General features: G+C 64.5%; 20 protein-coding genes. 4 read left to right on the top strand and 16 right to left on the bottom strand.

The window, feature by feature from the left end:
* Positions 1-118 precede the first annotated feature (118 nt).
* The 10 genes from DVB37_RS06645 to DVB37_RS06600 all read right to left on the bottom strand — a co-directional run bounded on the left by DVB37_RS06645 (position 119) and on the right by DVB37_RS06600 (position 9,566).
* Positions 119-991: a PhzF family phenazine biosynthesis protein gene (locus DVB37_RS06645; RefSeq protein WP_120154386.1), complete on the bottom strand. Its 873-nt coding sequence runs from the start codon at positions 989-991 to the stop codon at positions 119-121.
* 88 nt (positions 992-1,079) lie between these two features.
* On the bottom strand, positions 1,080-2,492 hold the full coding sequence (locus tag DVB37_RS06640) for a 4Fe-4S binding protein (RefSeq protein WP_046802698.1): 1,413 nt from the start codon (positions 2,490-2,492) through the stop codon (positions 1,080-1,082).
* Positions 2,493-2,531: 39 nt separating this feature from the next.
* Entirely contained in the window at positions 2,532-3,383 is an 852-nt protein-coding gene (locus tag DVB37_RS06635) for an FTR1 family protein (RefSeq protein WP_120154384.1), read from the bottom strand.
* A gap of 13 nt (positions 3,384-3,396) precedes the next feature.
* Entirely contained in the window at positions 3,397-3,690 is a 294-nt protein-coding gene (locus DVB37_RS06630) for a cupredoxin domain-containing protein (protein WP_054424672.1), read from the bottom strand.
* A gap of 62 nt (positions 3,691-3,752) precedes the next feature.
* Positions 3,753-4,289, bottom strand: a complete 537-nt coding sequence (locus tag DVB37_RS06625) for an iron transporter (protein WP_046802873.1) — start codon at positions 4,287-4,289, stop codon at positions 3,753-3,755.
* A gap of 232 nt (positions 4,290-4,521) precedes the next feature.
* Complete coding sequence (gene phaR / locus DVB37_RS06620) at positions 4,522-5,088, bottom strand: polyhydroxyalkanoate synthesis repressor PhaR (protein ID WP_006218172.1); 567 nt, start codon at positions 5,086-5,088, stop codon at positions 4,522-4,524.
* Between the two features lie 121 nt (positions 5,089-5,209).
* Complete coding sequence (phbB, locus tag DVB37_RS06615; RefSeq protein WP_120154382.1) at positions 5,210-5,947, bottom strand: acetoacetyl-CoA reductase; 738 nt, start codon at positions 5,945-5,947, stop codon at positions 5,210-5,212.
* Between the two features lie 77 nt (positions 5,948-6,024).
* Complete coding sequence (locus DVB37_RS06610; RefSeq protein WP_120157406.1) at positions 6,025-7,659, bottom strand: alpha/beta hydrolase; 1,635 nt, start codon at positions 7,657-7,659, stop codon at positions 6,025-6,027.
* Positions 7,660-7,782: 123 nt separating this feature from the next.
* Positions 7,783-8,547 carry a peptidoglycan editing factor PgeF gene (gene pgeF / locus DVB37_RS06605; protein WP_120154379.1) on the bottom strand — a complete coding sequence of 255 codons (765 nt, stop codon included), beginning with the start codon at positions 8,545-8,547 and terminating at the stop codon, positions 7,783-7,785.
* Entirely contained in the window at positions 8,535-9,566 is a 1,032-nt protein-coding gene (locus DVB37_RS06600) for an RluA family pseudouridine synthase (RefSeq protein ID WP_162941166.1), read from the bottom strand. The genes pgeF and DVB37_RS06600 overlap by 13 nt, the downstream gene beginning before the upstream one ends.
* A 107-nt stretch (positions 9,567-9,673) precedes the next feature.
* On the opposite strand from DVB37_RS06600, the gene DVB37_RS06595 reads away from it, so the two are divergent.
* Entirely contained in the window at positions 9,674-10,462 is a 789-nt protein-coding gene (locus DVB37_RS06595; protein ID WP_046802694.1) for an outer membrane protein assembly factor BamD, read from the top strand.
* A gap of 142 nt (positions 10,463-10,604) precedes the next feature.
* On the opposite strand, the gene DVB37_RS06590 is transcribed toward DVB37_RS06595, so the two are convergent.
* Positions 10,605-12,710, bottom strand: a complete 2,106-nt coding sequence (locus DVB37_RS06590; protein ID WP_120154377.1) for an ATP-dependent DNA helicase — start codon at positions 12,708-12,710, stop codon at positions 10,605-10,607.
* Positions 12,711-12,924: 214 nt separating this feature from the next.
* On the opposite strand from DVB37_RS06590, the gene tex reads away from it, so the two are divergent.
* Together tex and DVB37_RS06580 are read left to right on the top strand one after the other, a co-directional pair.
* The gene (gene tex, locus DVB37_RS06585; protein WP_104143105.1) at positions 12,925-15,303 is read left to right on the top strand and encodes an RNA-binding transcriptional accessory protein Tex; all 2,379 of its coding nucleotides are present in this window, start codon (positions 12,925-12,927) and stop codon (positions 15,301-15,303) included.
* A 346-nt stretch (positions 15,304-15,649) separates the two neighbouring features.
* Positions 15,650-16,156, top strand: coding sequence for a hypothetical protein (locus DVB37_RS06580; RefSeq protein ID WP_046802691.1), 507 nt, complete (start codon positions 15,650-15,652; stop codon positions 16,154-16,156).
* An 85-nt stretch (positions 16,157-16,241) separates the two neighbouring features.
* On the opposite strand, the gene DVB37_RS06575 is transcribed toward DVB37_RS06580, so the two are convergent.
* The 5 genes from DVB37_RS06575 to DVB37_RS06555 all read right to left on the bottom strand — a co-directional run bounded on the left by DVB37_RS06575 (position 16,242) and on the right by DVB37_RS06555 (position 20,774).
* Positions 16,242-17,603: a tryptophan--tRNA ligase gene (locus tag DVB37_RS06575; protein WP_120154375.1), complete on the bottom strand. Its 1,362-nt coding sequence runs from the start codon at positions 17,601-17,603 to the stop codon at positions 16,242-16,244.
* A gap of 144 nt (positions 17,604-17,747) precedes the next feature.
* Complete coding sequence (locus DVB37_RS06570; RefSeq protein ID WP_046802689.1) at positions 17,748-18,071, bottom strand: DUF3325 domain-containing protein; 324 nt, start codon at positions 18,069-18,071, stop codon at positions 17,748-17,750.
* Positions 18,068-19,840, bottom strand: a complete 1,773-nt coding sequence (locus tag DVB37_RS06565) for a PepSY domain-containing protein (protein ID WP_240434047.1) — start codon at positions 19,838-19,840, stop codon at positions 18,068-18,070. Before DVB37_RS06565 ends, DVB37_RS06570 begins: the two co-directional genes overlap by 4 nt.
* The gene (locus tag DVB37_RS06560) at positions 19,837-20,118 is read right to left on the bottom strand and encodes a DUF3649 domain-containing protein (protein WP_046802687.1); all 282 of its coding nucleotides are present in this window, start codon (positions 20,116-20,118) and stop codon (positions 19,837-19,839) included. Before DVB37_RS06560 ends, DVB37_RS06565 begins: the two co-directional genes overlap by 4 nt.
* Before the next feature lie 23 nt (positions 20,119-20,141).
* Entirely contained in the window at positions 20,142-20,774 is a 633-nt protein-coding gene (locus DVB37_RS06555; protein ID WP_120154373.1) for a DUF4198 domain-containing protein, read from the bottom strand.
* A gap of 239 nt (positions 20,775-21,013) precedes the next feature.
* Between DVB37_RS06555 and DVB37_RS06550 the strand changes: the two genes are divergently transcribed.
* Complete coding sequence (locus DVB37_RS06550) at positions 21,014-21,928, top strand: dihydrodipicolinate synthase family protein (protein WP_046802685.1); 915 nt, start codon at positions 21,014-21,016, stop codon at positions 21,926-21,928.
* Positions 21,929-21,951 lie beyond the last annotated feature (23 nt).

The raw sequence follows: 21,951 nt of genomic DNA, 5'->3' as shown, positions 1-21,951 counted from the left end.
GCATCGCAGCCGCACGGCGCCGCAGCCGCAAAGAACCGGCCACCGCACAGCGCCCGCCTTGCCCCGGGGGGGCTGCCCCGGGCGGTACGCCCCGGACCACACGCCCCCAATCAGATCGTCAGATCGTGACGGTGCCCCGCCCGATTTCCAACGCACGGCCGCCCACCTGGATACGGCCGTCGGCATGCACGTCCAGCAGCAAGCGGCACGGCCGGCCCATCTGATCGCCCTGCTCGACCAGGATGCTGCCGGGCAAAGGCTGCTGCTTATGGATCAACCAACCGCCCAGATTGGCGCAGGCCGATCCCGTGCCGGCGTCCTCGTCCACGCCGCCGCCCGCCTTGGCAAAGAAGTAGCGCGCCACGACCACCTGGCGTGCATCGCGCACATTGCCTTCGTCAAACGCGAACAGGTACATCGTCTTGCGGCCCAGGCTGCTGGCTTGCCAGCGGCTTAGCTTGGCGGAGTCGGGCATGGCGCGGCGCACCGCGTCCACGCTGGCCAACGGGACCAGCAATTGGTCCGCCCCGGTATCCACCCAGATGGGATCGCTTGCCAGGTCATCGGCCGACAATCCGACCAGCGACGCGATTGCCGCGCGGTCTTGCTCGGGCGGCGCCGTCTGCACGCCGTTGGGGCACGGCGCGGTGAAGGTCCAGGCGTCACCTTGCGCCTGCACCGGCACCACGCCCGCGGCAAATTCCAGCGTCAACGCATCGCCGGTGCCACGAATGTCGCGCACCGCTTGCGACGTGCCGATGGTGGGGTGGCCGGCAAACTTCATTTCGTAGCCCGGCGTGAAGATGCGCACGCGCGCATCGGCCTTGTCGGACGGCAGGATGAACGTGGTTTCGGACAGATTGAACTGCGCGGCCAGGTTCAGCATGGTGGCGTCGTCCATACCGCGCGCGTCTTCAAACACGCAAAGCTGGTTGCCGCCGAAGGTGGACGACGCAAAGACGTTAAGCAGGCGAAAGGCGTAGGAGGTCATGAGGGGAATCAAGCAGGGAAAGCGCCGGCGCACCCGGCAAGGCTTCCCACTTTATCGCAGCGCCCCGCCGTGATCCATCGCGCATCGCTTACCAGATTGCAAAGAAAAACACCCATGCCATGCAGAACGGTGCCAAGCCCGCGGCCAGCACCACCCACGCCGCTACCTTGCGCGTGGCGGTGACGGGGCGCGGCGCCAGCAGGCGGGCAAACAGGCGCAAGGTCCACAGCACGGCAAGCGTCAACAGCGTGAAGCGCACCGGGCCGGCCCAGCCCGCTTGCACGCCTTCGTGCTTGAGCAGGTTAACGGTGGTGGCGGACAGGCCCAGGAACACGCCGATGCCGGCCGACGGGATCAGCGCCTGCGCCAGCTTGTGCACGCCGGGGCGGATCCAGCGCGTTGCGGCGGCATCGACCGAGGCGGCGTCGACCGACGGCGCAGCGGGCGCCAGGCGGTCGGCCAGCCACAGCGACAGGAAGCTCGCGCCGCCCACGATCACGGTGGCGCCGATGACGAACATCAGGATGCCCGCGCCGTCCAGCCACGAAAAGCTGTCGTTGACGTCGGGGTAGTGCGTCAGGATGAACCAGGGTGCGTTGTCCATCAGCGGCCACATGATGTCGTGCTCGACCAGCCACGTCGCGGCCCATTGCTTGGCCGTCACGTACCAGGGGCTGGCGCTCCAGAGAAACGCGCCGATGGCGATGCCCATCAGGCCGAAGCACAGCAAGGCGGTCTGCCAGGCGTCGCCATCCGAAACGTGCACGATTTCTTCTTCGGGCGAACGCGGCGTCAGGGCGATGGCGCCGCGATAATCGCTGCACCGACCGCACATGTGGCAATCGCCCGCGCCCTTCATGTGGCGCAGCGGCACCAGCGGCGCGCAGTTGATGGGCTCAATGCGGATGACGGGGTGACGCCACTTTTCTTCATCGACCTTGAAGTGCCACGGCGCCAGTTTGGCCAACAGATTGAACACGCCGTTGACCGGGCACAGATATTTGCACCACACGCGCTTGCTGCGGCCATACCGCCAGCCGACGATCATGGCGGCCACGGTGGAACCGCCCAGCACAGCCAGCACCGCCAGCGGGTATTGATACACGCTGACCAGTTGGCCGTACACCGTCGTCAACGCAAACGCCACAAACGGCCAGCCGCCCCAGCGCATCCACTTCGGGATGGCGCGGCCCTGCCCGCGCTCGCTGGCCCATTCGGTCAGCATGCCTTCCGGGCAAAGCCAGCCGCACCACGCGCGGCCCAGGATCGGCATCGAGATCAGCACGAACGGCCACCAGACGCCCCAGAAGGCAAACTGCGCAACGATGGTCAGGTTGTTGAACACCGATGCCGCGTTGTCGGGCAAGGGCATGATTGCGGGCACGATCAGCAGGAACGCGTACAACGCAACAATGCCCCACTGAAGCTTGCGCAACAGCGGGGCATGGTCACGGAGAAAATCGGCGATCCGGGAAGTCACCCTCCCGAGTACAGCAGCCATGGTCAAACCTTCAATGTTCAGTCCGGCATCACGTCGGAATCAAGATGGGTTGCGTGCGGGGACCGGCGCGCGGGCCGGCTTGCCGCCCACCCAGCGCAGCAGCGCCCACACCACGATCCAGTAAGCCACCCACAACAACACCGAAATCAGGGCGGGCAGCGCGCGGTAGCCTGCGAAGTCGGCCAGGACCTTGCCCACGCCGGTGCTGTCGCTCAAGAGCCAAGAGCTATCCCAGACGGGGTCGATGATGGTGGGCAACACGTCCAGCGAAATCAGGTGATCCAGCCCGCCGACCAGCAGCGAACCGGCCAACAGCAGCAGCAGGATTTCGGTCACGCGGAAGAAGCGGCGCCACGTAATCATCTTGCCGCCCAACTGCAACAGCCAGAACGTCAGCAGGGCCACGGCAAAACCGGCCACACCGGCCAGGGCCAGCTTGGCCATGTCGCCGCCGCCCTCGCCCGCCGATACGGTGCCGTACAGAAACACCACCGTCTCGCTGCCCTCGCGCGCCACGGCAATGGCCACCAGCACGAACAGCCCCCACCAGTTGTCATTGGCAACGGAACTGCGCGCACCGCTTTCCAGTTCGCCTTTGAGCGTGCGGCCATGCTTTTTCATCCACACGACCATCTGCACGACCAGCGCGCAAGCGGCTAGCGACATGATGGCCTGGAACCATTCCTGGCCTTCGTCGCTAAGCCAGGACGACACGCCAAGCAACACCAGGGCCAGCGCCACGGCCAGCGCCAGGCCCGCCGCCACGCCGCCGCACAGGTAGTTCAGCCCGCGCTTGCCTTTCGGCGTCGCGCGCAGCCAGGTGTACAAAATGCCTACCACCAGCAGGGCTTCAACGCTTTCGCGCCAGACGATAAAAAGGACCTGTTCCATGTATGGCTACCGCTTATTCCTTGGGCTTGACGACCAGGGTGCCTTTCACGCTTTGGTGAAAGTCATCAAAGAAGGGGTACTCGCCGGGGCGGGAAATGGTGATGACGACGAAGGATTTAACCCCCGGCCCCAACACTTTTTCCTTGCGCAGCGGAATGCTCTCAAATTCCACCGGCTCGTTGCTTTCGTTGATGAGTTCAATCTTGAAACGGCCGGCGGGCACTTCCAGGGTTGCCGGCTCGAACGTGCCGTCCGGTTTGAACCTGAGCGTGAACGTCGGCAATTCGTCCGCCTGCGCGGGCGCCATGCCGGCAAGGCCGGCCAGGCCGATCAGTGCGGCGGCAACAACGCGAAGCAGGCGGCGCACGATCAATATCCGCCCTTCTTGCCGGTGCCGGCGTAGACGAATTCGTATTCCAGTTCAAAGGGCTCGAACCACGGGCCCACGCCGGTTTCCTTGTCGACGTGGCGGCCGAAGTGAGCCATCTTGTTTTCGGACGGCGGCAGGATCGAGTACTTCAGCTTGTACTTGCCCGGGCCTTCCAGCTTGACGTTGTCGCCATAGTGCGGACCGTCGTTGGCGACCATCGGCATGAAGGTGCCTTTCTGCACGTTCTGGCTGCCGACCTTCTGGATCTCAAAATTCACGACCAGGTAAGGCACCCATTCGCCTTCCGGGAAGCCGGTTTTGTTGCCGGCCGTGGCGTGGATATCGGCCTCAAGGTGCACATCGGAATCCTTGGCGGGGCGCATCATCCCGGGCGGGTCCATTTCAATCGGCTGCAAATACACCGCGCCGATTTCCATGCCGCCCTTCTCAACCGGCTTGCCAATGGGGTATTCGGCCGCGTTGGCGGCCGACACGCTCATTGCAACAATGGCCAGCGCCAAGGCTTTCTTGATCATGTGCATCATCCTGAGAGACTCAAATTGGGTATCGGCTCTAAAAACATAAACAAGAACCGTTTGCATTAATGTAACGAAAAAAACTGACATATCCCTGAACCAAAAGGCCCGGGATGCATCAGTTCGTTGCGTTATCTCAAAGGGAAAAGCGGCCACAAAAAAGCCGGCGGGGACGATGCCACACCGGCTGCTGGCAGGGCAAAAAGCGCGGATGCGCCCTTGCCGCTTGGCGCTATTTGCGACCCTGGCCCGGCGTGCTGCCCGGCGTGAACGGGAACGTCGAGAACATCGCGCGCGTCTGGTCCTGCATTTGATCCTGCATCTGCACGAACAGGTTTTTGCTCTGGTCGATGTAGTTGTTCATCATGTTTTGCAGCATGGGCGTTTGCACGTTCATGAACTGCGTCCAGGCTTCCGGCCCGAACTGGCTGCCGTACAGCCCCTTGGACTGTTCCGCCATGCGCGTCTGGATTTCCATGAAGGCCTGGATGTTCTTTTCAAGGTAAGAACCCATGATGCCCTGCATGGCGTGCCCGTAGAAACGGATGATCTGCGACAGCATGTTCGACGAGAACATGGGCATGCCGCCGCTTTCCTCTTCCAGAATGATCTGCAAGAGGATGCTGCGGGTCAGGTCTTCGCCGCTCTTGGCGTCGACCACCTGGAATTCTTCATTGGCCAGGACCAGTTGCTTGACATCTGCCAGAGTGATGTAGGTGCTGGTCCGGGTGTCGTATAGGCGACGGTTGGGGTATTTTTTAATCAGGCGCAGGCTGGCGCCGGTTTGTGCTTGCGTCATGTGTGTCCCCGGATCGGGCGATCTCTAAGACTTCGAATAGGGTGGAGTGTAATGCCGGAAGGCCCTCTCCCCGAGGCCTTCCAGCGCCTTGAGCCGCCGGGGGGCGGCCCGCTAGCCTTCATCAGCCCATGTGCAGGCCGCCGTTCAGCGAGAAGTCCGCGCCGGTCGAGAAACCGGATTCGTCCGACGCCAACCACGACGTCATGGAGGCGATTTCCTCGGGCGTGCCCAGGCGTCGCACCGGAATGGTCGCCACGATTTTTTCAAGCACTTCGGGGCGGATGGCGCGAACCATGTCCGTGCCGATGTAGCCCGGCGAAATCGTATTGACGGTGACGCCCTTGCTGGCCACTTCCTGCGCCAGCGCCATGGTGAAACCATGGATGCCGGCCTTGGCCGTGGAATAGTTGGTCTGGCCGAACTGGCCCTTCTGACCGTTCACCGAGCTGATGTTGATGATGCGGCCCCACTGCCGTTCAACCATGCCCTCGATGACCTGCTTGGTCACGTTGAACAGGCTGTTCAGGTTGGTGTCGATCACCGCGCGCCAATCGTCGGCGCTCATTTTGCGGAACAAACCATCGCGGGTGATGCCCGCGTTATTGACCAGCACGTCGACCCCGCCCAGTTCCGCGGTGACCTTTTCAAAGGCCTTCACCGTGGAGTCCCAGTCGGACACGTTGCCCACCGACGCGTAGAACGTGTAGCCCTGCGCAGCCTGCTCATCCAGCCATTGCTGGTAGTTGCGGCTGGGGCCGCAACCTGCCACGACGCGAAAGCCATCCTTGGCCAAGCGCTGGCAAATAGAGGTGCCGATACCGCCCATCCCGCCTGTTACGTAAGCCAGTTTTCCGCTCATTGGACTTCCTCCTGTGTGCGACGGACGCCTCGTTGATTAACTTCTTATTAGTCCGGGGTAAACCGCGTCGTGCGGTTTCAGGCTGCCCGGACCTTCACATACCTGCCAGGCGCCGGCTCGATCGGCTGGTACTTGGCATTGCCTAATTTTGTGCGCGCCTTCATCTGCTTGCCCGAATGGTCGGCCAGCCAGGCCGTCCAGTCGGGCCACCAGCTGCCCGCGTGTTCGGTGCTTTGCGCGAACCAGGCGTTCGGGTCGCCCGGCATGTCATGGCCTTTCTTGCCCAGCTTGTCCGCGACCCAATAGCTGCGGCGCTTCTTGGCGGGCGGGTTCACCACGCCCGCGATGTGGCCCGAGGCCCCCAGCACGAAGCGCTGCGGTCCGCGCAGCAATTGCGTGGACGCATAGGCAGACACCCAGGGCACGATATGGTCTTCGCGCGAGCCAAAGATGTACGCCGGCATCGTCAGGCGCGTCAGGTCCAGCGATGTGCCGGCCGCTTGCGCGCGGCCCGGCACCTTCAGGTTGTTTTCCAGGTAGGTGTTGCGGAAGTACCAGGAAAAGAACGGCCCGGGCAGATTGGTGCTGTCGCCATTCCAGAACAGCAGGTCAAACGGTGGCGGCTTCTGACCCTTCAGGTAGTTGCCGACCACGTAGTTCCAGACCAGCTCGTTGGGCCGCAGGAACGAGAACGTGGTGGCCAGGTCACGGCCGGGCATCAAGCCGCCGTTGCCCAGTTGTTGATCGCGCAGCAGCGCATGGGCTTCGTCGACAAAGACCTTCAGCACGCCCGTGTCGTGAAAATCCAGCAGCGAAGTCAGCAGCGTCAGCGACGCTACCGGCTGTTCACCGCGCGCCTCGGCCAGCGCCAGCGCCGCGGCCAGCATCGTGCCGCCCACGCAGAAACCCAGCGCGTTGACCTTGGGTTGCTTGGTGATGTCGCTGGCCACGCGCAGCGCTTGCAGCACGGCGTCGTCCAGGTAGTCGGTCCAGGTGGCGCGGTCCACGCCGTCGGTGTCGCTGGCCAGCGGGTTGCGCCAGGAAATCAGGAATACCGTGTAGCCCTGCCCCACTGCGTGGCGCACAAAGGAATTTTCGGGCTGCAAGTCCAGGATGTAGAACTTGTTGATGTTCGGCGGCACGATGACCAGCGGCCGCTCGTAGACCGTGGCGGTCGAGGGCGCGTACTGGATCAGCTGGAACAGCTTGTTCTCGAACACCACTTCGCCGGGCGATACGGCCACGTTGCGGCCGATCTCGAACTGCGATTCATCGGTTTGGGTGATGCGGCCTTTCTTGACGTCGCCAAGCAGGTTGGCCAGGCCTTCATTCAACGCGCGGCCGGCGCTTTCGACGATGGACTGCTGGGCGTCTGGATTCAATGCCAGGAAGTTGGACGGCGACAGCGCGTCCACCCACTGCATGATGGAAAAACGCAGGCGCTCGCGCATGGGTTCGCTGACCTGGGCGGCGTCGACCATGCGCTGCATGGCGCGCGCGGACAGCAGGTACGTGTGGGCCAGCAGCAGGTGCGAGCCATTGGCGGCCCAGGCGTTGCCGGCAAAGCGGCGGTCAGCGGGAGGCACAAGCGCGCCGCGCCGGGCGTCGTCACAAAGGCGCTGCCACTCGCGAGAGAATTCGGCCTGAATTTCGGCCAGGATTTCCGGTGCCACGCTCACCGGAATGGGTCCTGCGGAGAGATTGGCGTTCACTTCCACACCTTGTTATCGACACTGCTCGATTGATGTTGCATTCCGGGTCCATCACTGTCAATGCGGGTATACAAGGAGTTTCGCCGCACGGGTTTGCGCCCTGTGCAGCGGCCTTGCGCCAGATCAAACCGGGTCGAGCCAAGCCAGCAACGCCATGCGTCCGGTTTCGGTATCGCGGCGGTATGAAAAGAAGCGCTGCGGGTCCGACACCGTGCACATGCCGCTCAGGGCCACTTCTTGTACCCCGGCGCGGCGCAGGCGGAAATCGGCCAGTCCGGCGAGGTCGGCCAGCCACTTTCCCGATAGACCGGGACGCGGCGTGAAGAACCGCAGCGTGGCCGGGTCGTCCGCCGTGAAGGCGTCCAGCACGTCTTGCCCCACTTCGAATTCGGTCGGGCCGATGCCGGGGCCGACCCAGGCGCGCCAGCCGCCGGCGTCGGGCGCCTTGGCTTGCATGGCCGCCAGCGTGTGTTCCAGCACCCCGCCCGCTAGGCCACGCCAGCCGGCATGCGCCGCGCCCAGCACCTGGCCCCGACCGTCGGCGATGACGACGGGCAGGCAGTCGGCCACCATGATGGCCAGCACGCGCCCCGGTTGCGCCGTGACGCTGGCGTCCACCGCGGGTTCGTCGGGCAAGTCAGGCGCATCGGCATCGACTACCTCGCTGCCGTGCACCTGACGCAGCCACAGGGGCTCGCCCGGGACGGCGGCGCGCACGCGGCGTCGGTTTTCGGAGACCGTGTCGGGGTTGTCCCCGGCGCGGCGCCCCAGGTTCAGGGAATCATGCGGCGCCACGCCCACGCCCCCGGCACGGGTCGTGCAGAAGTACGAGACGCCCGGCCACGACGGGCCGGTCACAACAGGCAGGCTGGCGATCACGCGGTCCATGCAACGGTTTCCTGAACTAACGCCATGTCGGCCGGAACGTCAGCGGTGAATTGCACGTCGCCGTTGCCGCCGGGGTCATCGAAATGCAGGGCGCGCGCGTGCAGCATCTGCCGCGTGGCCCCGGCAATGTTCTTGCCGCCATAGATGGTATCGGCCAGCAGCGGGTGCCCCAGGCTGGCCATGTGGACGCGGATCTGGTGGGTGCGGCCGGTTTCCAGGCGACACACCACTTCCGTGACGCGACCACCCGGGTCCACCTGCCCGCGCCGGACCGGCGAGTAATTGGTAATGGCGGGTTTCGGGGCAACGGGGCGCTCGACGCTCATGCGCACGGGCACGCGGGCATCGCGCCCGATCGCGCGGTCGACCCGGCCGGCCGCCGCCATCCAGCCATGGGCCAGGGCGACATACTCGCGGCCCATGCTGCGCGCCTGCAATTGGCGCACCAGATGGGTCTGGGCCTTTTCATTGCGGGCCACGACCATGAGCCCCGAGGTGTCTTTGTCCAGCCTGTGTACGATGCCGGCACGCGCCACGGCCGCCAATTCCGGGTAGCGGTACAGCAGGCCGTTCAGCAGCGTGCCGCTCCAGTTGCCGGCGCCCGGATGCGTCACCAGGCCCGCGGGCTTGTTCACGACGATCCAGTCGGGGCTTTCGTCCACAACGGTGAATTCAACGGGTTCGGGGGTGAAGGCGCGCGCGTCAGGGGCGGGCTGGGCCCACACCAGCAGTTCGTCGCCCGGGCCAACGGTCTGGCGAATCTTGCCGGGCGCGCCGTTGACATGCACGTTGCCGGATTCGATCCAGCCTTGCAGCCTGCTGCGGGAATGGTCGGGCAGCAAGCCGGCCAGCACCTTGTCCAGCCGGTCGGCGCGGGTGCTGGAAGGCACGGTTACACGTTGCGGTTCACCCCGGTTTTCGGCGGGGTTTGCCTCGGTGATTTCGTCGGAGTTTTCGTCAGGAAGGCCCAGGAGTTCGTCGTCGGAAACGAGATCTGTGCCGGCGGCTGTATCGGACATGGAGACAAATCATATAATCAGCCTGCCATGCTAACACCAAGGATACGATTCTCGTGATTCACCACCCCGCAGCTCCCTCGAACCCCGCATCCCGAAGCGGGCCGGTTTTGCGCGTGGTTATCGCGCTATTTGCCGTCATCGTCATCGCCGGTTGCGGCTCGACGAACAGCAAATATGACAAGACCACCAACTGGAGCGCCGAACAGCTCTACGCCGACGCCAAGTCGGAAATGTCCTCCGGAGGCTGGAAAGAAGCGCGCGAGCGCCTGACCGCCATCGAAAGCCGCTACCCCTTCGGCGTGTACGCCCAGCAAGCCCTGCTTGAGCTGGCCTACGTCAACTGGAAAGACGGCGAAAACGAGCAGGCCCTGGCCGCCATCGATCGCTTTCAGCAGCTTTACCCGAACCACCCCGGCACCGACTACGCGCTGTACCTGAAAGGCCTGATCAACTTCACGCCCGCCAGCGCGTTCATGACCAACATCACGGGCCAGGACCCCGCCGAGCGCGACCCCAAGGGCCTGCGCGCGTCCTACGACGCGTTCAACGAACTGATCAAGCGCTACCCGGAAAGCAAGTATTCGGTTGATGCCGAAAAGCGCATCGCCTGGCTGGTCAATACCATCGCCATGAACGAAGTCTATGTGGCGCGCTACTACTACGAACGCGGCGCCTACGTGGCCGCCGCCAACCGCGCGCAAACCGTCATCACCGACTTCGAAGGCGCCCCCGCCACCGAAGAAGCGCTTTACCTGATGGTCGAGTCCTACGACAAGCTGGGCATGACCGACTTGAAGAACGACGCGCAGCGCGTCTACGACAAGAACTTCCCCAACAGCGAATTCAAGACCAAGGGCCTGAAGGCCGACCGCAGCTGGTGGAATCCGTTTGACTGATTGATCAGCGGATTTGCCCGCATGGGAAAAAGCCCCTCGGATCCTGGATTCGAGGGGCTTTCAATTGGGCCCGAGGGTTGTGCGTGGGCGGCGTTGACGCAATAAACCTTCGCGCCGCAACGTCGGCGGCAACGCCCCTGCCCTACGCCGCCACGTCGTCGTCGCCCTGCTTGCGCCGGTAGAACGCCAGCACCTCTTCCAGTTCGCGCGTGCGAGCAAACGGCGGCAGGCCTCGCCACAGACGCTTGCCGTAGGGCTTTTCGACCAGGCGCGCATCACCCACCATCAACACGCCCCAGTCCGATTCCGTGCGGATCAAACGGCCCGCGCCCTGCTTGAGCGAAATGGCGGCTTCCGGCAACTGGTATTCCGAAAACGGATTGCCCCCGTGTGCCCGACACGCGCGCAAGCGCGCTTCGATGACGGGGTCGTCAGGCGGCGCGAACGGCAGCTTGTCGATGGCTACCAGCGTCAGCACGTCGCCCGGCAGGTCTATGCCTTCCCAGAAGCTGGCGCTACCCACCAGCACCGGGTGCTTGAGCTTGCAGAAGCGGTCCAGAAGATCCCGGCGCGTACCCTCGCCCTGCTTTAACAGCGGCCAGTCATGGCCGGCGTCGTCAAACGCGTCGGCCAGCAACATAGCCACTTTTTCAACGGCGCGCAGCGTCGTGCACAGCACCAGCGTGCCGCCCGGGCTGGCTTCCAGCAGCGGCATCAGCGTGTCGACAAAGCGATCCAAGAATTGTGGCGACTGCGGCTCGGGCATGCCGCGCGGCACGAATAGCAGCGCCTGTTCGGGATAGTTGAACGGGGATTCCCACTTGCCCGTGCGCGCTTGTTCCAGGCCAAGCTGGCTGGTGAAGTGGGTGAACTCGCCATTCACCGACAGCGTGGCCGACGTCATGATCCAGGCCTGCCCCGGCTTGCGGTATTTGGAAAACGCCTGCGCCACGGACAGCGGCGCGGAATGCAGCCGCACATGATGCAAACCGTGTTCGACCCAGCGCACGGCCGGGCCGGTCCATTGCTGGGCGGCCGCCACGCCTTCCAGGATGGCGGCGGGTGTGGACGGCCCGTCGGCCAGCGCGATGTCGGCGGCGGGCTCGGGCGCCTGGTCATCACGGCCCCAGCCTTCGTCTTCCATGTGGCCACCCGCGCGGCCCGGCGTGGCCCAGCGTTTCAGCCGAATCGATATTTCGGCGCCGCTGCGCGCGGCCGCCATCAGGTCGGGGTGCTTTTCAGCCACCACGCCCAGCGCCTTGGTCGCCGTGTCCACGGCCTCGCGCAAGGCGGCAAGCGCCTCGTCGAATTCCTCGGGGTTGGGGATGGCTTCAAACGTGGCCTTGCGGCCGGGCATCTTGTCCAGCGGCGCACAGGCCAGGCGCAATTCGCGCGCGGCGGTTTCCAGGTGGCGGCTGACGTCGCTCCACTTGGCGGCTTCGCGCGCATACGCCAGCCCGGCCACTTCCAGCGCGCGGCCAAAGTCCATCAATTGGTGCGTGGACACGCTGCTGCCCAGGAAGCGCGTGGCGGTGTCGGGCAGTTGATGGGCTTCGTCGAAGATCACGGTGTCGGCTTCGGGCAGCAGATCGGTAACGCCTTCTTCGCGCAGCACCAGGTCAGCCATGAAAAGCGCGTGGTTGACCACGACGACATCGGCCTCCTGGGCCTGCCGGCGCGCCTTGACGACAAAGCAGTCGCGAATGCGCGGGCATTCCTGGCCCAGGCAGTTTTCGCGGGTCGAGGTCACGCGCTGCCAGATGTCGGCGTCTTCGGGCACTTGCGCCAGATCGCTGCGGTCGCCGGTCTTGGTAATGCCCGCGAACACCTGGATCTGGCGCAGCTGCTGGATTTCGGTGCGCGACTTCAAGGCCCGCTCATCGCCCTGCAGGCGTTCAAGGTGGTAGTGGCAGACATAGTTGCCCCGCCCCTTGAGCAGCGCGGCGGTGACGGGCGCGGCCAGCGCGGCGCGTACGCGCGGCAGGTCGCGCGCGAACAACTGGTCTTGCAGCGTGCGCGTGCCTGTGGAAATCAGCACCTTGCCGCCCTGGATGAAGGCGGGTACAAGATAGGCCCAGGTTTTGCCGATGCCGGTGCCCGCTTCGGCCACCAGCGTGGCGCGGTCCTGGATGGCGTCGCCGATGGCCTGCGACAGCTCCACTTGCGAAGGGCGAGGCTTGTAGCCGGGCATGGCCGTGGCCAACGGCCCGTCCTCGTCAAAGAATTCGGAAATATCCAGGTCCAGCATTACGGCAGCCTAGTGTCGGTCGGAGTCTACGGTGAACCGGTACCGGTAACGGTTCGGGCGCCAGACACTGATGTGGGAAAGGACCAAATGATACCCCTTGCCACGCCGCCTTTCCGGCTGAGCAAGGGACAGATCGGTCCCCCCTGGCACGTTTTGTAATAGCCGCTTATGGCACAATCCGCCCCTTGTTTTTCCTTTTTGCCGTCGTATAGAGATGTCTGAAACTTCCGCTATCACGTACGTCGCCGCCGGCGTCGACAACGCCCGCATCATCGCGCAGCTTGCCACCGAGCTGGGCGCGCGCACCTCCCAAATCGCTTCGGCCGTGGAACTGCTGGATGACGGCGCCACCGTGCCGTTTATCTCGCGCTATCGCAAGGAAGCCACCGGCGGCCTGGACGATACCGTGCTGCGTAACCTGGAAGTGCGGTTGGGTTACCTGCGCGAGCTCGAAGAGCGCCGTGGCGCCATCCTGGAGTCCATCTCGCAGCAGGGCAAGCTGACGTCCGCGTTGCAGCAAGAAATCGCCACGGCCGACACCAAGCAGCGCCTGGAAGACTTGTACGCACCGTACAAGCCCAAGCGCCGCACGCGCGCCCAGATCGCCCGCGAGGCCGGTCTGGAGCCCCTGGCGGACGCCATCCTGGCCGACACCGCCTGCGACCCCGCCGCGCTGGCCGCGCAATACCTGAACCCCGAGGCGTCCATCAACGACGCCAAGGCGGCGCTGGACGGCGCGCGCGACATCCTGGCCGAACGCTACGCCGAAAATGCGGACCTGCTGGCCGACATGCGCGAGCACCTGTGGTCCACCGGCCTGATCTATTCCAAGATGATCGACGGCAAGGAAACCGAAGGCGCCAACTTCCGCGACTGGTTCGACTTCAACGAGCCGCTGCGTACCCTGCCCTCGCACCGCATCCTGGCGCTGCTGCGCGGCCGCCAGCAAGGCGTGCTGGAATTGCGTCTGGGGCTGGAAGCCGAGCTTGAAGCGCAGGTGCCGCACCCGTGCGTCGCGCGCATCGCCAACTTCCTGAAGCTGGGCAACGGCCTGTTCGCGCTGGACGCGACGCCGCGCGCCCGCTGGTTGGGCGAAGTGTGCCGCTGGACCTGGCGTGTGAAGCTGCTGACGGCGTTCGAAAGCGAACTGATCGGCCGCCTGCGCGAAAGCGGTGAAGCCGAAGCCATTCGCGTGTTCGCCGCCAACCTGAAAGACCTGCTGCTGGCCGCGCCGGCCGGCCCCAAGGCCGTGCTGGGCCTGGACCCGGGCATCCGCACGGGCTGCAAGATCGCCGTCATCGACCAGACCGGCAAGGTCGTGGACACGACCACCGTCTACCCGTTTGAACCGCGCCGCGACCGCGACGGCACGATCAACACGCTGGCCGCGCTGGTGGCGCGCCACAACGTGGACCTGATCGCCATCGGCAACGGCACCGCTTCGCGTGAAAGCGAAAAGCTGGTGGGCGACATGATGGAACGCTTCCCCGACCTGAAGGTCACCCGCGTGGTGGTCTCCGAAGCGGGCGCATCCGTGTATTCGGCCTCGGAAATGGCTGCGCTGGAATTCCCGGATCTGGACGTGACGCTGCGCGGCGCCGTGTCCATCGCCCGCCGCTTGCAGGACCCGCTGGCCGAGCTGGTCAAGATTGACCCCAAGGCCATCGGCGTGGGCCAGTACCAGCACGACGTCAACCAGCGCGAGCTGGCCCGTTCGCTGGACGCCGTGGTCGAGGATTGCGTGAACGCCGTGGGCGTGGATGTGAACACGGCGTCGGCCGCCTTGCTGGCACGCGTGTCGGGCTTGAACTCGCTGCTGGCAAAGAACATCGTTTCCTGGCGCGATGAAAACGGCGCGTTCCCCACCCGCGAAGTGCTGCGCAAGGTGCCGCGCTTTGGCGAAAAGGCGTTCGAACAGGCTGCGGGCTTTTTGCGCATTCCCAATGGCGAGAACCCGTTGGATGCCTCGTCGGTGCACCCGGAAGCCTATCCCGTTGTCGAACGCATCGTTGCCAAGATCAAAGCCGAGGTCAAACAGATCATCGGCCAGCGCGAGGCCTTGAAGGGCGTATCGCCGTCCGACTTCACGGACGAACGATTCGGCCTGCCGACGGTGCGCGACATCTTCGCCGAACTTGAAAAGCCCGGCCGCGATCCGCGCCCGGAGTTCAAGACGGCGCAGTTCAAGGAAGGCGTCGAAACACTGAACGACCTGTACCCCGGCATGGTGCTGGAAGGCGTCGTCACCAACGTGGCCAACTTTGGCGCGTTTGTCGACATCGGCGTGCACCAGGACGGCTTGGTCCACATTTCGGCCTTGGCCGAAAAGTTCGTGAAAGACCCGCGCGATGTCGTGCGTGTTGGCCAGACGGTCAGCGTGAAGGTGCTGGAAGTGGACGCGGCCCGCAAGCGCGTGGCGCTGACCATGCGCCTGAACGACACCGCCGCCCCCGCACGCCGCAGCGGCGACGCCCCCAAGGGCGGCGACCGCCCGCGCCGTCCGCAAGGTGACGGCGGCCGTGGCAACGCGGCAGGCGGTGCCGGCGGCATGAACAGCGCCATGGCGGATGCCTTCGCCAAGCTCAAGCGCTGATCTTTTCGCGCGGCGCTAAAACAAAGCCAGGGCTGATGCCCTGGCTTTTCCTTTTCCCGTTTCCTTTTCCCGTTTCCTTTTCCCGTTTTCTTTGCCCGCATCTTTGCCGATCCCTACCCTAGGACTTTCCCCTAGATTGGGCGTTTTCCTTGCGCGCGCTCAATCAGGAAATCTAAAAATAAGGGAAAATATCGAATTGTGTCCAAATAATAAAAGCCGGTGGCGTTGGGGAACACGGCAGACACAAACATCCATGATCAGGCGAACTGCGGCGCGAACCGTCTATCAGGCAAGAAGTAAAAGAAAAAGCGCCCCACCCTGATAGCCCCCCGGAGAGCCATTGAACATGAGCACGACCATTACGCTTGCCGCCAATGAAGCGGCAACGATCACCGAAAAAGAAGTTGGCCACAGCGGCACCTACGCCGAAGTCACGCTGGGCCAATACTCGCACTTGGTCGTTGACGGCGCCGAAGTCGCCTTCAAGCACATCACCCTGGAACGCCTGGGCAGCCGCGTAATTGAATTGCGCAACGGCGCGCAGCTTCAAGTGGGCGCCCTGGGCTTTGCCAGCATGGGCGCCAGCATCGTGTACCGCATCGGCGTGGGCTGCGCGCTGACTTTCGACGCCAGCCAATGGGACCCGGAAGTGGTGGCCAACACAACGTTCGACTTTGCCAGCCAGGGCAGCGGCACGCTGAAGTACTTTCCGTTCATCAACCCGGAATGGCTCGACTGCCCGAACGTGACCGGCTATTCAGAAGGCGATCTGCTGGAAATCGCCGGGCAAGGCAGCGCACAGCGTTTCCAGGTGCGCGATGGGCGCATCGTGGCGGGCGCCCGTACGGCGTAACGGCGCACGGGCGGTAGACGGTGGCGGGCAGCAGGCAGCAGGCAGCAGGCAGCAGGCAGCAGGCACTAACGCGCTGCCCGGCCGCTTATTCTTTTGCCAGTGACGCCAGTGACGCCAGCGCGTCGCGCGTGCGCGTCAGGCGCGACTCTGCATCGCCTTGCGCGCCGGCCGGCGCTTCGGCAACCGTCTCGCCGTCAATGACGGCGGTGTAGGTTTCGCCGGACGCTTGCAGCACGGTGTCAGGCGATTCTTCTTGCAGCCGGCGCATTAAGGCGCCCGCCAGCTTCGGGTCCGCGAAGCGTTGCGACAACAGCAGCTCTTCACCATCAGCCGCCAGCAAGCGGAAGCGGAAGCCGCCCGTTTCATCGCGGAAGCTGACAAAGCGCGCGCCCTTGTCCTTGTCTTTCTTACCCTGCGACTTCGCCGTCGCCGCGCCCGCATTCAGGTTGCGCAAGCCGACGGCCACGCGCAGTTCCTGCATCAGCGGCAAGGCTTGCTTGCGCGCCTTATCGGCGCCCGCCTGAAGAATGTCTTCGATGCGGCCCGGGTTGGCGATCAGGTCCACATATTTTTCGCGCATCGGCGCCAGCAGGTTTTCCAGGTGCTCGTACAGCGCCTGCTTGGCGTCGCCCCACCCCATGCCGTCTTCCAGCTGCTTGCGGAACGCCGCCGATTCCGCCTGCGTGGCGAAGGCACGGTACAGCGTGTACAGGTGCGAATTTTCGGCGTCCTTGGCTTCGCCCGGCGCGTGCGAATCGGTCACGATACGCATCACGGACGCGCGCAGCGCCTTGGCGCCGCCTTCGAACAGCGGGATGGTGTTGTTGTAGCTCTTGGACATCTTGCGGCCATCCAGGCCGGGCAAGGTCGCCACGTCTTCTTCAATGGCTACCTCGGGCAGCGTGAAGTAGTCGCGGCCATAAAGATGATTGAAGCGCTGCGCGATATCGCGCGCCATTTCCAGATGCTGAATCTGGTCGCGGCCCACCGGCACGCGGTTGGCGTTGAACATCAGGATGTCGGCGGCCATCAGCACCGGATACGAGAACAAACCCATCGTGATGCCGTCGTCCGGGTCCACGCCCTTGGCCACGTTCTGGTCCACGGACGCCTTGTAGGCGTGCGCGCGGTTCATCATGCCCTTGGCGGTGACGCAGGTCAGCAGCCAGCTGAGCTCGGGAATTTCGGGAATGTCGGATTGCCGGTAGAACGTCACGCGTTCGTGGTCCAGGCCCACCGCGAGCCAGGTGGCAGCGATTTCAAGGCGGGAACGCGCCACACGCGCCGGGTCATCGCACTTGATCAGCGCGTGATAGTCCGCCAGGAAGAAGAACGCGTCCACGCCAGGCTGGGTGCTGGCCTGCACGGCGGGCCGGATAGCTCCCGCGTAATTGCCAAGGTGGGGGGTGCCAGTGGTGGTAATGCCGGTAAGGACGCGGGTATTCATAAGGCGAAGAGGCGTGTGCTAGGGGAAACAAGCAGTGTAACGTGCCGGCGCATCGGCGCCTTGCCCCGTGGCGACGGCGGGTGGCCACCTGGCGTTGGGCAAATCGCCATCGCGCACGGTGCGCCGGCTTGGCGAGCGACCCACCTACAGAACCGCAAGCACCGGCGCGGCCAGCGCGCAGATTCCGCCCGTGGTCAACGCCGCGCGCGGACGGAACGTCAGGAACCAGATCAGCAGCAAGCCGGCGATGCTGAGGATGCCGATCCATTCCACCGTGCCGTAGCTCCAGCCCCAGACCGTGGCCGATGCGTACAGCGACAGGGCCAGCGCGATCCAGCCGAAGATGCGCAACGGCACGCGGTGGCGGCGTGGGATGGCGCGGTCGAACAGATCTTCGTAGTGGCGGTCCATCCCCAGGCACAGCGCGGAAAAACCGGCGTAGGCCAGGCAGAAAGCGGCAAGCGTCATGGCGTATCACCTCGCGGTTCATAAACGACGGCGCCAGGCGCAGCGGGCGCTGGGGACGTTGGGGACGTTGGGGCCGTTGCGGACTTTCCGGACTTTGCGGACTTTGCGGTCGTTGTGGCCGTTGTGGCCGTTGTGGCCGTTGTGGCCGTTGTGGCCGTTGTGGCCGTTGTGGCCGCAGGGGCCGACGCATTGGTCCGCCCACGGGCTGGGCCCCTGGCCGGCGCACGACGCGCGCGCGCCGCCTTGCGCGACATCCAGGCGAACAACACGGCACTGGCCAGGCAGGTCAGATCAAACCCGGCCATGACCCAATCGCCCTGCGGCAACGACACGCCCAGGTGGCGCGACGTGGTCAACGCGTTGACCACCGGCACCAGGGCCAGCGCGGCGGCGGCAATTCCCAGCAGGTCCTGCCACTTGCGGCGCTGGAACAAAAAGGCATAGACCAATGACACGGCCCACGCCGCGAAGAAGCTACGGGACTCCCACAACTGGCGCCCCGGCAGGTCGGCGGGCAGCAGGCGGTTGGCAAGGAAGAACACGGCAACGCCCAGCACCACCCCAGCGATGGTGCCGGCATTCAGGCCGTCCACCAGCCGCAACGAAAACGCTTCGCGCGCATCCTGGGGCCGCGCCTTCTGGCGGCGCTTGGCGATCCACAGCACCAAGCCCGTGGCCACCATGCCGGTGCCGGCCAGGCTGACCAGGAAATAGAACCAGCGCAGCAAAGGCTCGGCGAACAAACCCAGGTGCAGCCCGGTGATCGTGCCGGCGGTTCTGGCGGTAGCGCCCAATTCGTCCTGCCCTTCCGTAAGCTTGCCGGTCACCCCGTCAAACCGCATCCACGGCGCCATCAAGCCGTACGACACGCCGTCGGCCGCCGCCTGCGTCAACGTCACGGTGGCCCCGGCATCGCCCGGGTTGTTGACCGTGACGCGGCCCAGTCGACCTTGCCACTGCTGCTGCGCCTGCTCCACCAGCGGCGCAATCCGCACCAACGGCGCGGGCTGGTTCAGCGGCGGCGTGACCTTGAACGACTTGAAGACATCATCCGTGTACTGGCGCGGATTGTCGTAGACGGCCTTGATGCCGGCCGGCATCAACATCACCATGAACAGCACCAGGCCGCTGAAAGTAATCATCAAATGAAAAGGCAGCCCCAGCACCGACAGGGCATTGTGGCCATCCATCCAGGCGCGTTGCCCGCCCTTTCCAGGACGGAAAGTAAAGAAGTCGGCAAAGATTTTCTTGTGGGTGATGATGCCGCTGATGATCGCCACCAGCATGAACATGCCCGCGATGCTGGCCAGCCAGCGCCCCCACGGGAACGCGGTCTCAAGTTCGAAATGGAAGCGGTAGAAAAAATCGCCGCCGCGTGTTTCGCGCCCCTGGACCGCCTGGCCGGTGGCGGGGTCCAGCTTCACGCGCACAAACCCGCGCTCGCCCGGCTTGGGCTTGGGCAGTTGGTACAGCAACAGGATCAGCGGCTCGCGATCGGACGGCGGCGTGATGAACCAGCGCTTGGCGTCCGGCGCATGTTCGTCCAGATAGCGCTGCGCCATCTCCACCGACTGCACCGCAGGCGCCGGCTGCACCTGGATTTCGGGCTGCATCCAGCGCGTGATCTCGGGCCGGAAGAATGCCAGCGAGCCGGTCAGGAACATCGCGAACAACACCCATCCGAATATCAACCCGGCCCAGGTGTGCAACCACGACATCGATTGGCGCAGGCCTTCTTCGCCCTGCGCTTTGGGCTTGCGTGCCGTCATGCCATCCCCATCCCGCGCCCTGCCAGAAATAGGCCGCCCAACAATGCGGCCGGCAGCAAAATTCCGATCCAGGCGCGCCACGCGCTACGCGTGGCAAACACCCAGATCACGCCGCACGTGTAGACGACGAACGACAACATCAAGGCGGTGGTGACGGCGTCTGCCCGCCCCATCGGCAGCCAGACGGCCAGGCACGCCGCAGCCGCCGAGGCAAGGGCATAGCCGCCCAGAATGGCGGCTGCCGCCCTGGAAAACACGGCCATGCGATAGCGCATCATGCCTGCGCCGGCTGCGGGAGCTTTCACGGATTCACGTTGAAGGTCAGGGTGGAAACGTAGCGGATCTTGGCGTAGGTCTTACCGTCGGCCTCGCCCGCCTTCTCTTGCATGTGCGCCGCTTCCAGCACGTACTGGCCCGGCCACGGCGTCGTGATTTCGATACGACCGTTTTCATCGGTCCAGAAGCGCTTTTCCCACTTCGGCGGACCAAAGACGGTCACTTCGGTCTTGGCCAGCGGCTTGCCTTCAAAGTTCAGGACAAAAGAGTTGGCGCCGGCGGCGGTGGGCACCAGTTCCAGGTCCAGCTTGGCCTGCGTATCGGTGCGGCCGGCCTTGGCGCCGTACTTGACCAGCGTTTCCTTGAACTGCATCGGCTGGGCCAGGCGTACGTCGCCCTTTCCAGACACCGCGTACTCCACAAAGTCCGTGCCCTTGGCCGAGGCCTTCAGCACGGTGCCGTCAGCGGCGGTCACGACAGGCGCCACCAGGACCTTGCCCAGCAAGCCATCCTGCTTTTCGCGCACGTCGTCGGCCCATTCGCCGAAGTACGCCTTGGCCGCGCCTTCGCCGCCCCGTTCCAGCCAAACAAAGTGTGCCTGCGCAGCGCCCGCGCCCCCCATGAGGGCGATGGCCGCCAAAGTCCTTGCAAGGTTCATTCTGGTTCCTTTGGTTTTTTAGTCTAATAAAGACAACAGACAAGCCCCGCGGCCGATGCCTGTTTTTTATCGGCCTGAATTATAACCATTCTCACTACCACTTCCATCGAAATTTGGGCCGGAACGCCGGGCGCTGGTTAACCCCATTCCTGGTTAACCCCCATTCCTTTAACCTGTGGATTAAATATATTAGCCATATATCTGAAGCCACCCACCGAACGTGAACCCTGGAGTTCCTCATGACGCACCCACGCTGGACAGGCATCTTTCCCGCCATCACCACCAAGTTCCACGCCGATGAACGGATCGACGCCGAAGGCACCGCCAAACACATCGATTTCCAGATCCGCAACGGCATCCATGGGATGGTCACCTGCGGTTCCCTGGGCGAGGCCAGCACCTTGACGCTGGAAGAAAAGCTTGAGGTCACCAAGATCGCACTGGAGGCGTCGGGCGGCCGCGTGCCGGTGCTGGCGAACGTATCCGAGACCAGCACGCGCGAGGCGCTGCGATACATCGAAGGCGCCAACAAGCTGGGCGTGGCGGGCTTCATGGTCATGCCGTCGCTGATCTACGTGGCGGACGCCCGCGAGGCCATGCTCAATGTGCGCACCATGGCCGAGGCCGCGCAGCAACCCATCATGGTCTACAACAACCCGCTGGCCTATCGCGTGGACCTGACACCGGCCCACATGGCCGAGCTGGCCGATTGCAAGTGGATCGCCGCCGTCAAGGACAGCTCGGGCGATACCCGCCGCGTGACCGACCTGCGCAACACCGTGGGCGATCGCTACCAGATCTTCCTGGGCGTGGACGATCTGGCCTACGAAGGTCTGGCGCTGGGTTGCGATGGCCTGCTTGCCGGCGTGGGCTGCGCGTTTCCCCGCGAAACCGTCGCGCTTTACGACCTGATGAAGGCCGGCAAATACGCCGAAGCGTTGTCGCTTTATCAATGGATGACGCCGCTGCTGCATCTGGACGTATCCGCCAAGCTGGTTCAGAACCTGAAGCTGATCGACGCGCTGGTTGGCGTGGGCACCGAGCACGTGCGCCGGCCCCGCTTGCCGGTGATCGGCGAAGAGCGCGCGTTGATCGAACGCGTGGTGGCGCAGGCCTTGGCGACGCGCCCCGCGCAATACCAGTCGGTGCCCTGACCGCCCTTGCCGCCCGGCGATGA

It is taken from the genome of Achromobacter sp. B7 (genome assembly GCF_003600685.1).
Classification (GTDB): Bacteria; Pseudomonadota; Gammaproteobacteria; order Burkholderiales; family Burkholderiaceae_B; genus Achromobacter; species Achromobacter spanius_B.
Note: the sequence above shows the minus strand (reverse complement) of the source record. Positions and strands in the feature narration are given on the sequence as shown.

What these genes read in the sequence shown, in the direction of transcription:
- DVB37_RS06645 (WP_120154386.1), bottom strand. Translation starts at nt 991, where the DNA reads ATGACCTCCTACGCCTTTCGCCTGCTTAACGTCTTTGCGTCGTCCACC.
- DVB37_RS06640 (WP_046802698.1), bottom strand. Translation starts at nt 2,492, where the DNA reads ATGGCTGCTGTACTCGGGAGGGTGACTTCCCGGATCGCCGATTTTCTC.
- DVB37_RS06635 (WP_120154384.1), bottom strand. Translation starts at nt 3,383, where the DNA reads ATGGAACAGGTCCTTTTTATCGTCTGGCGCGAAAGCGTTGAAGCCCTG.
- DVB37_RS06630 (WP_054424672.1), bottom strand. Translation starts at nt 3,690, where the DNA reads ATGGCGCCCGCGCAGGCGGACGAATTGCCGACGTTCACGCTCAGGTTC.
- DVB37_RS06625 (WP_046802873.1), bottom strand. Translation starts at nt 4,289, where the DNA reads ATGATCAAGAAAGCCTTGGCGCTGGCCATTGTTGCAATGAGCGTGTCG.
- phaR (WP_006218172.1), bottom strand. Translation starts at nt 5,088, where the DNA reads ATGACGCAAGCACAAACCGGCGCCAGCCTGCGCCTGATTAAAAAATAC.
- phbB (WP_120154382.1), bottom strand. Translation starts at nt 5,947, where the DNA reads ATGAGCGGAAAACTGGCTTACGTAACAGGCGGGATGGGCGGTATCGGC.
- pgeF (WP_120154379.1), bottom strand. Translation starts at nt 8,547, where the DNA reads ATGGACCGCGTGATCGCCAGCCTGCCTGTTGTGACCGGCCCGTCGTGG.
- DVB37_RS06600 (WP_162941166.1), bottom strand. Translation starts at nt 9,566, where the DNA reads ATGTCCGATACAGCCGCCGGCACAGATCTCGTTTCCGACGACGAACTC.
- DVB37_RS06590 (WP_120154377.1), bottom strand. Translation starts at nt 12,710, where the DNA reads ATGCTGGACCTGGATATTTCCGAATTCTTTGACGAGGACGGGCCGTTG.
- tex (WP_104143105.1), top strand. Translation starts at nt 12,925, where the DNA reads ATGTCTGAAACTTCCGCTATCACGTACGTCGCCGCCGGCGTCGACAAC.
- DVB37_RS06580 (WP_046802691.1), top strand. Translation starts at nt 15,650, where the DNA reads ATGAGCACGACCATTACGCTTGCCGCCAATGAAGCGGCAACGATCACC.
- DVB37_RS06575 (WP_120154375.1), bottom strand. Translation starts at nt 17,603, where the DNA reads ATGAATACCCGCGTCCTTACCGGCATTACCACCACTGGCACCCCCCAC.
- DVB37_RS06570 (WP_046802689.1), bottom strand. Translation starts at nt 18,071, where the DNA reads ATGACGCTTGCCGCTTTCTGCCTGGCCTACGCCGGTTTTTCCGCGCTG.
- DVB37_RS06565 (WP_240434047.1), bottom strand. Translation starts at nt 19,840, where the DNA reads ATGACGGCACGCAAGCCCAAAGCGCAGGGCGAAGAAGGCCTGCGCCAA.
- DVB37_RS06560 (WP_046802687.1), bottom strand. Translation starts at nt 20,118, where the DNA reads ATGATGCGCTATCGCATGGCCGTGTTTTCCAGGGCGGCAGCCGCCATT.
- DVB37_RS06555 (WP_120154373.1), bottom strand. Translation starts at nt 20,774, where the DNA reads ATGAACCTTGCAAGGACTTTGGCGGCCATCGCCCTCATGGGGGGCGCG.
- DVB37_RS06550 (WP_046802685.1), top strand. Translation starts at nt 21,014, where the DNA reads ATGACGCACCCACGCTGGACAGGCATCTTTCCCGCCATCACCACCAAG.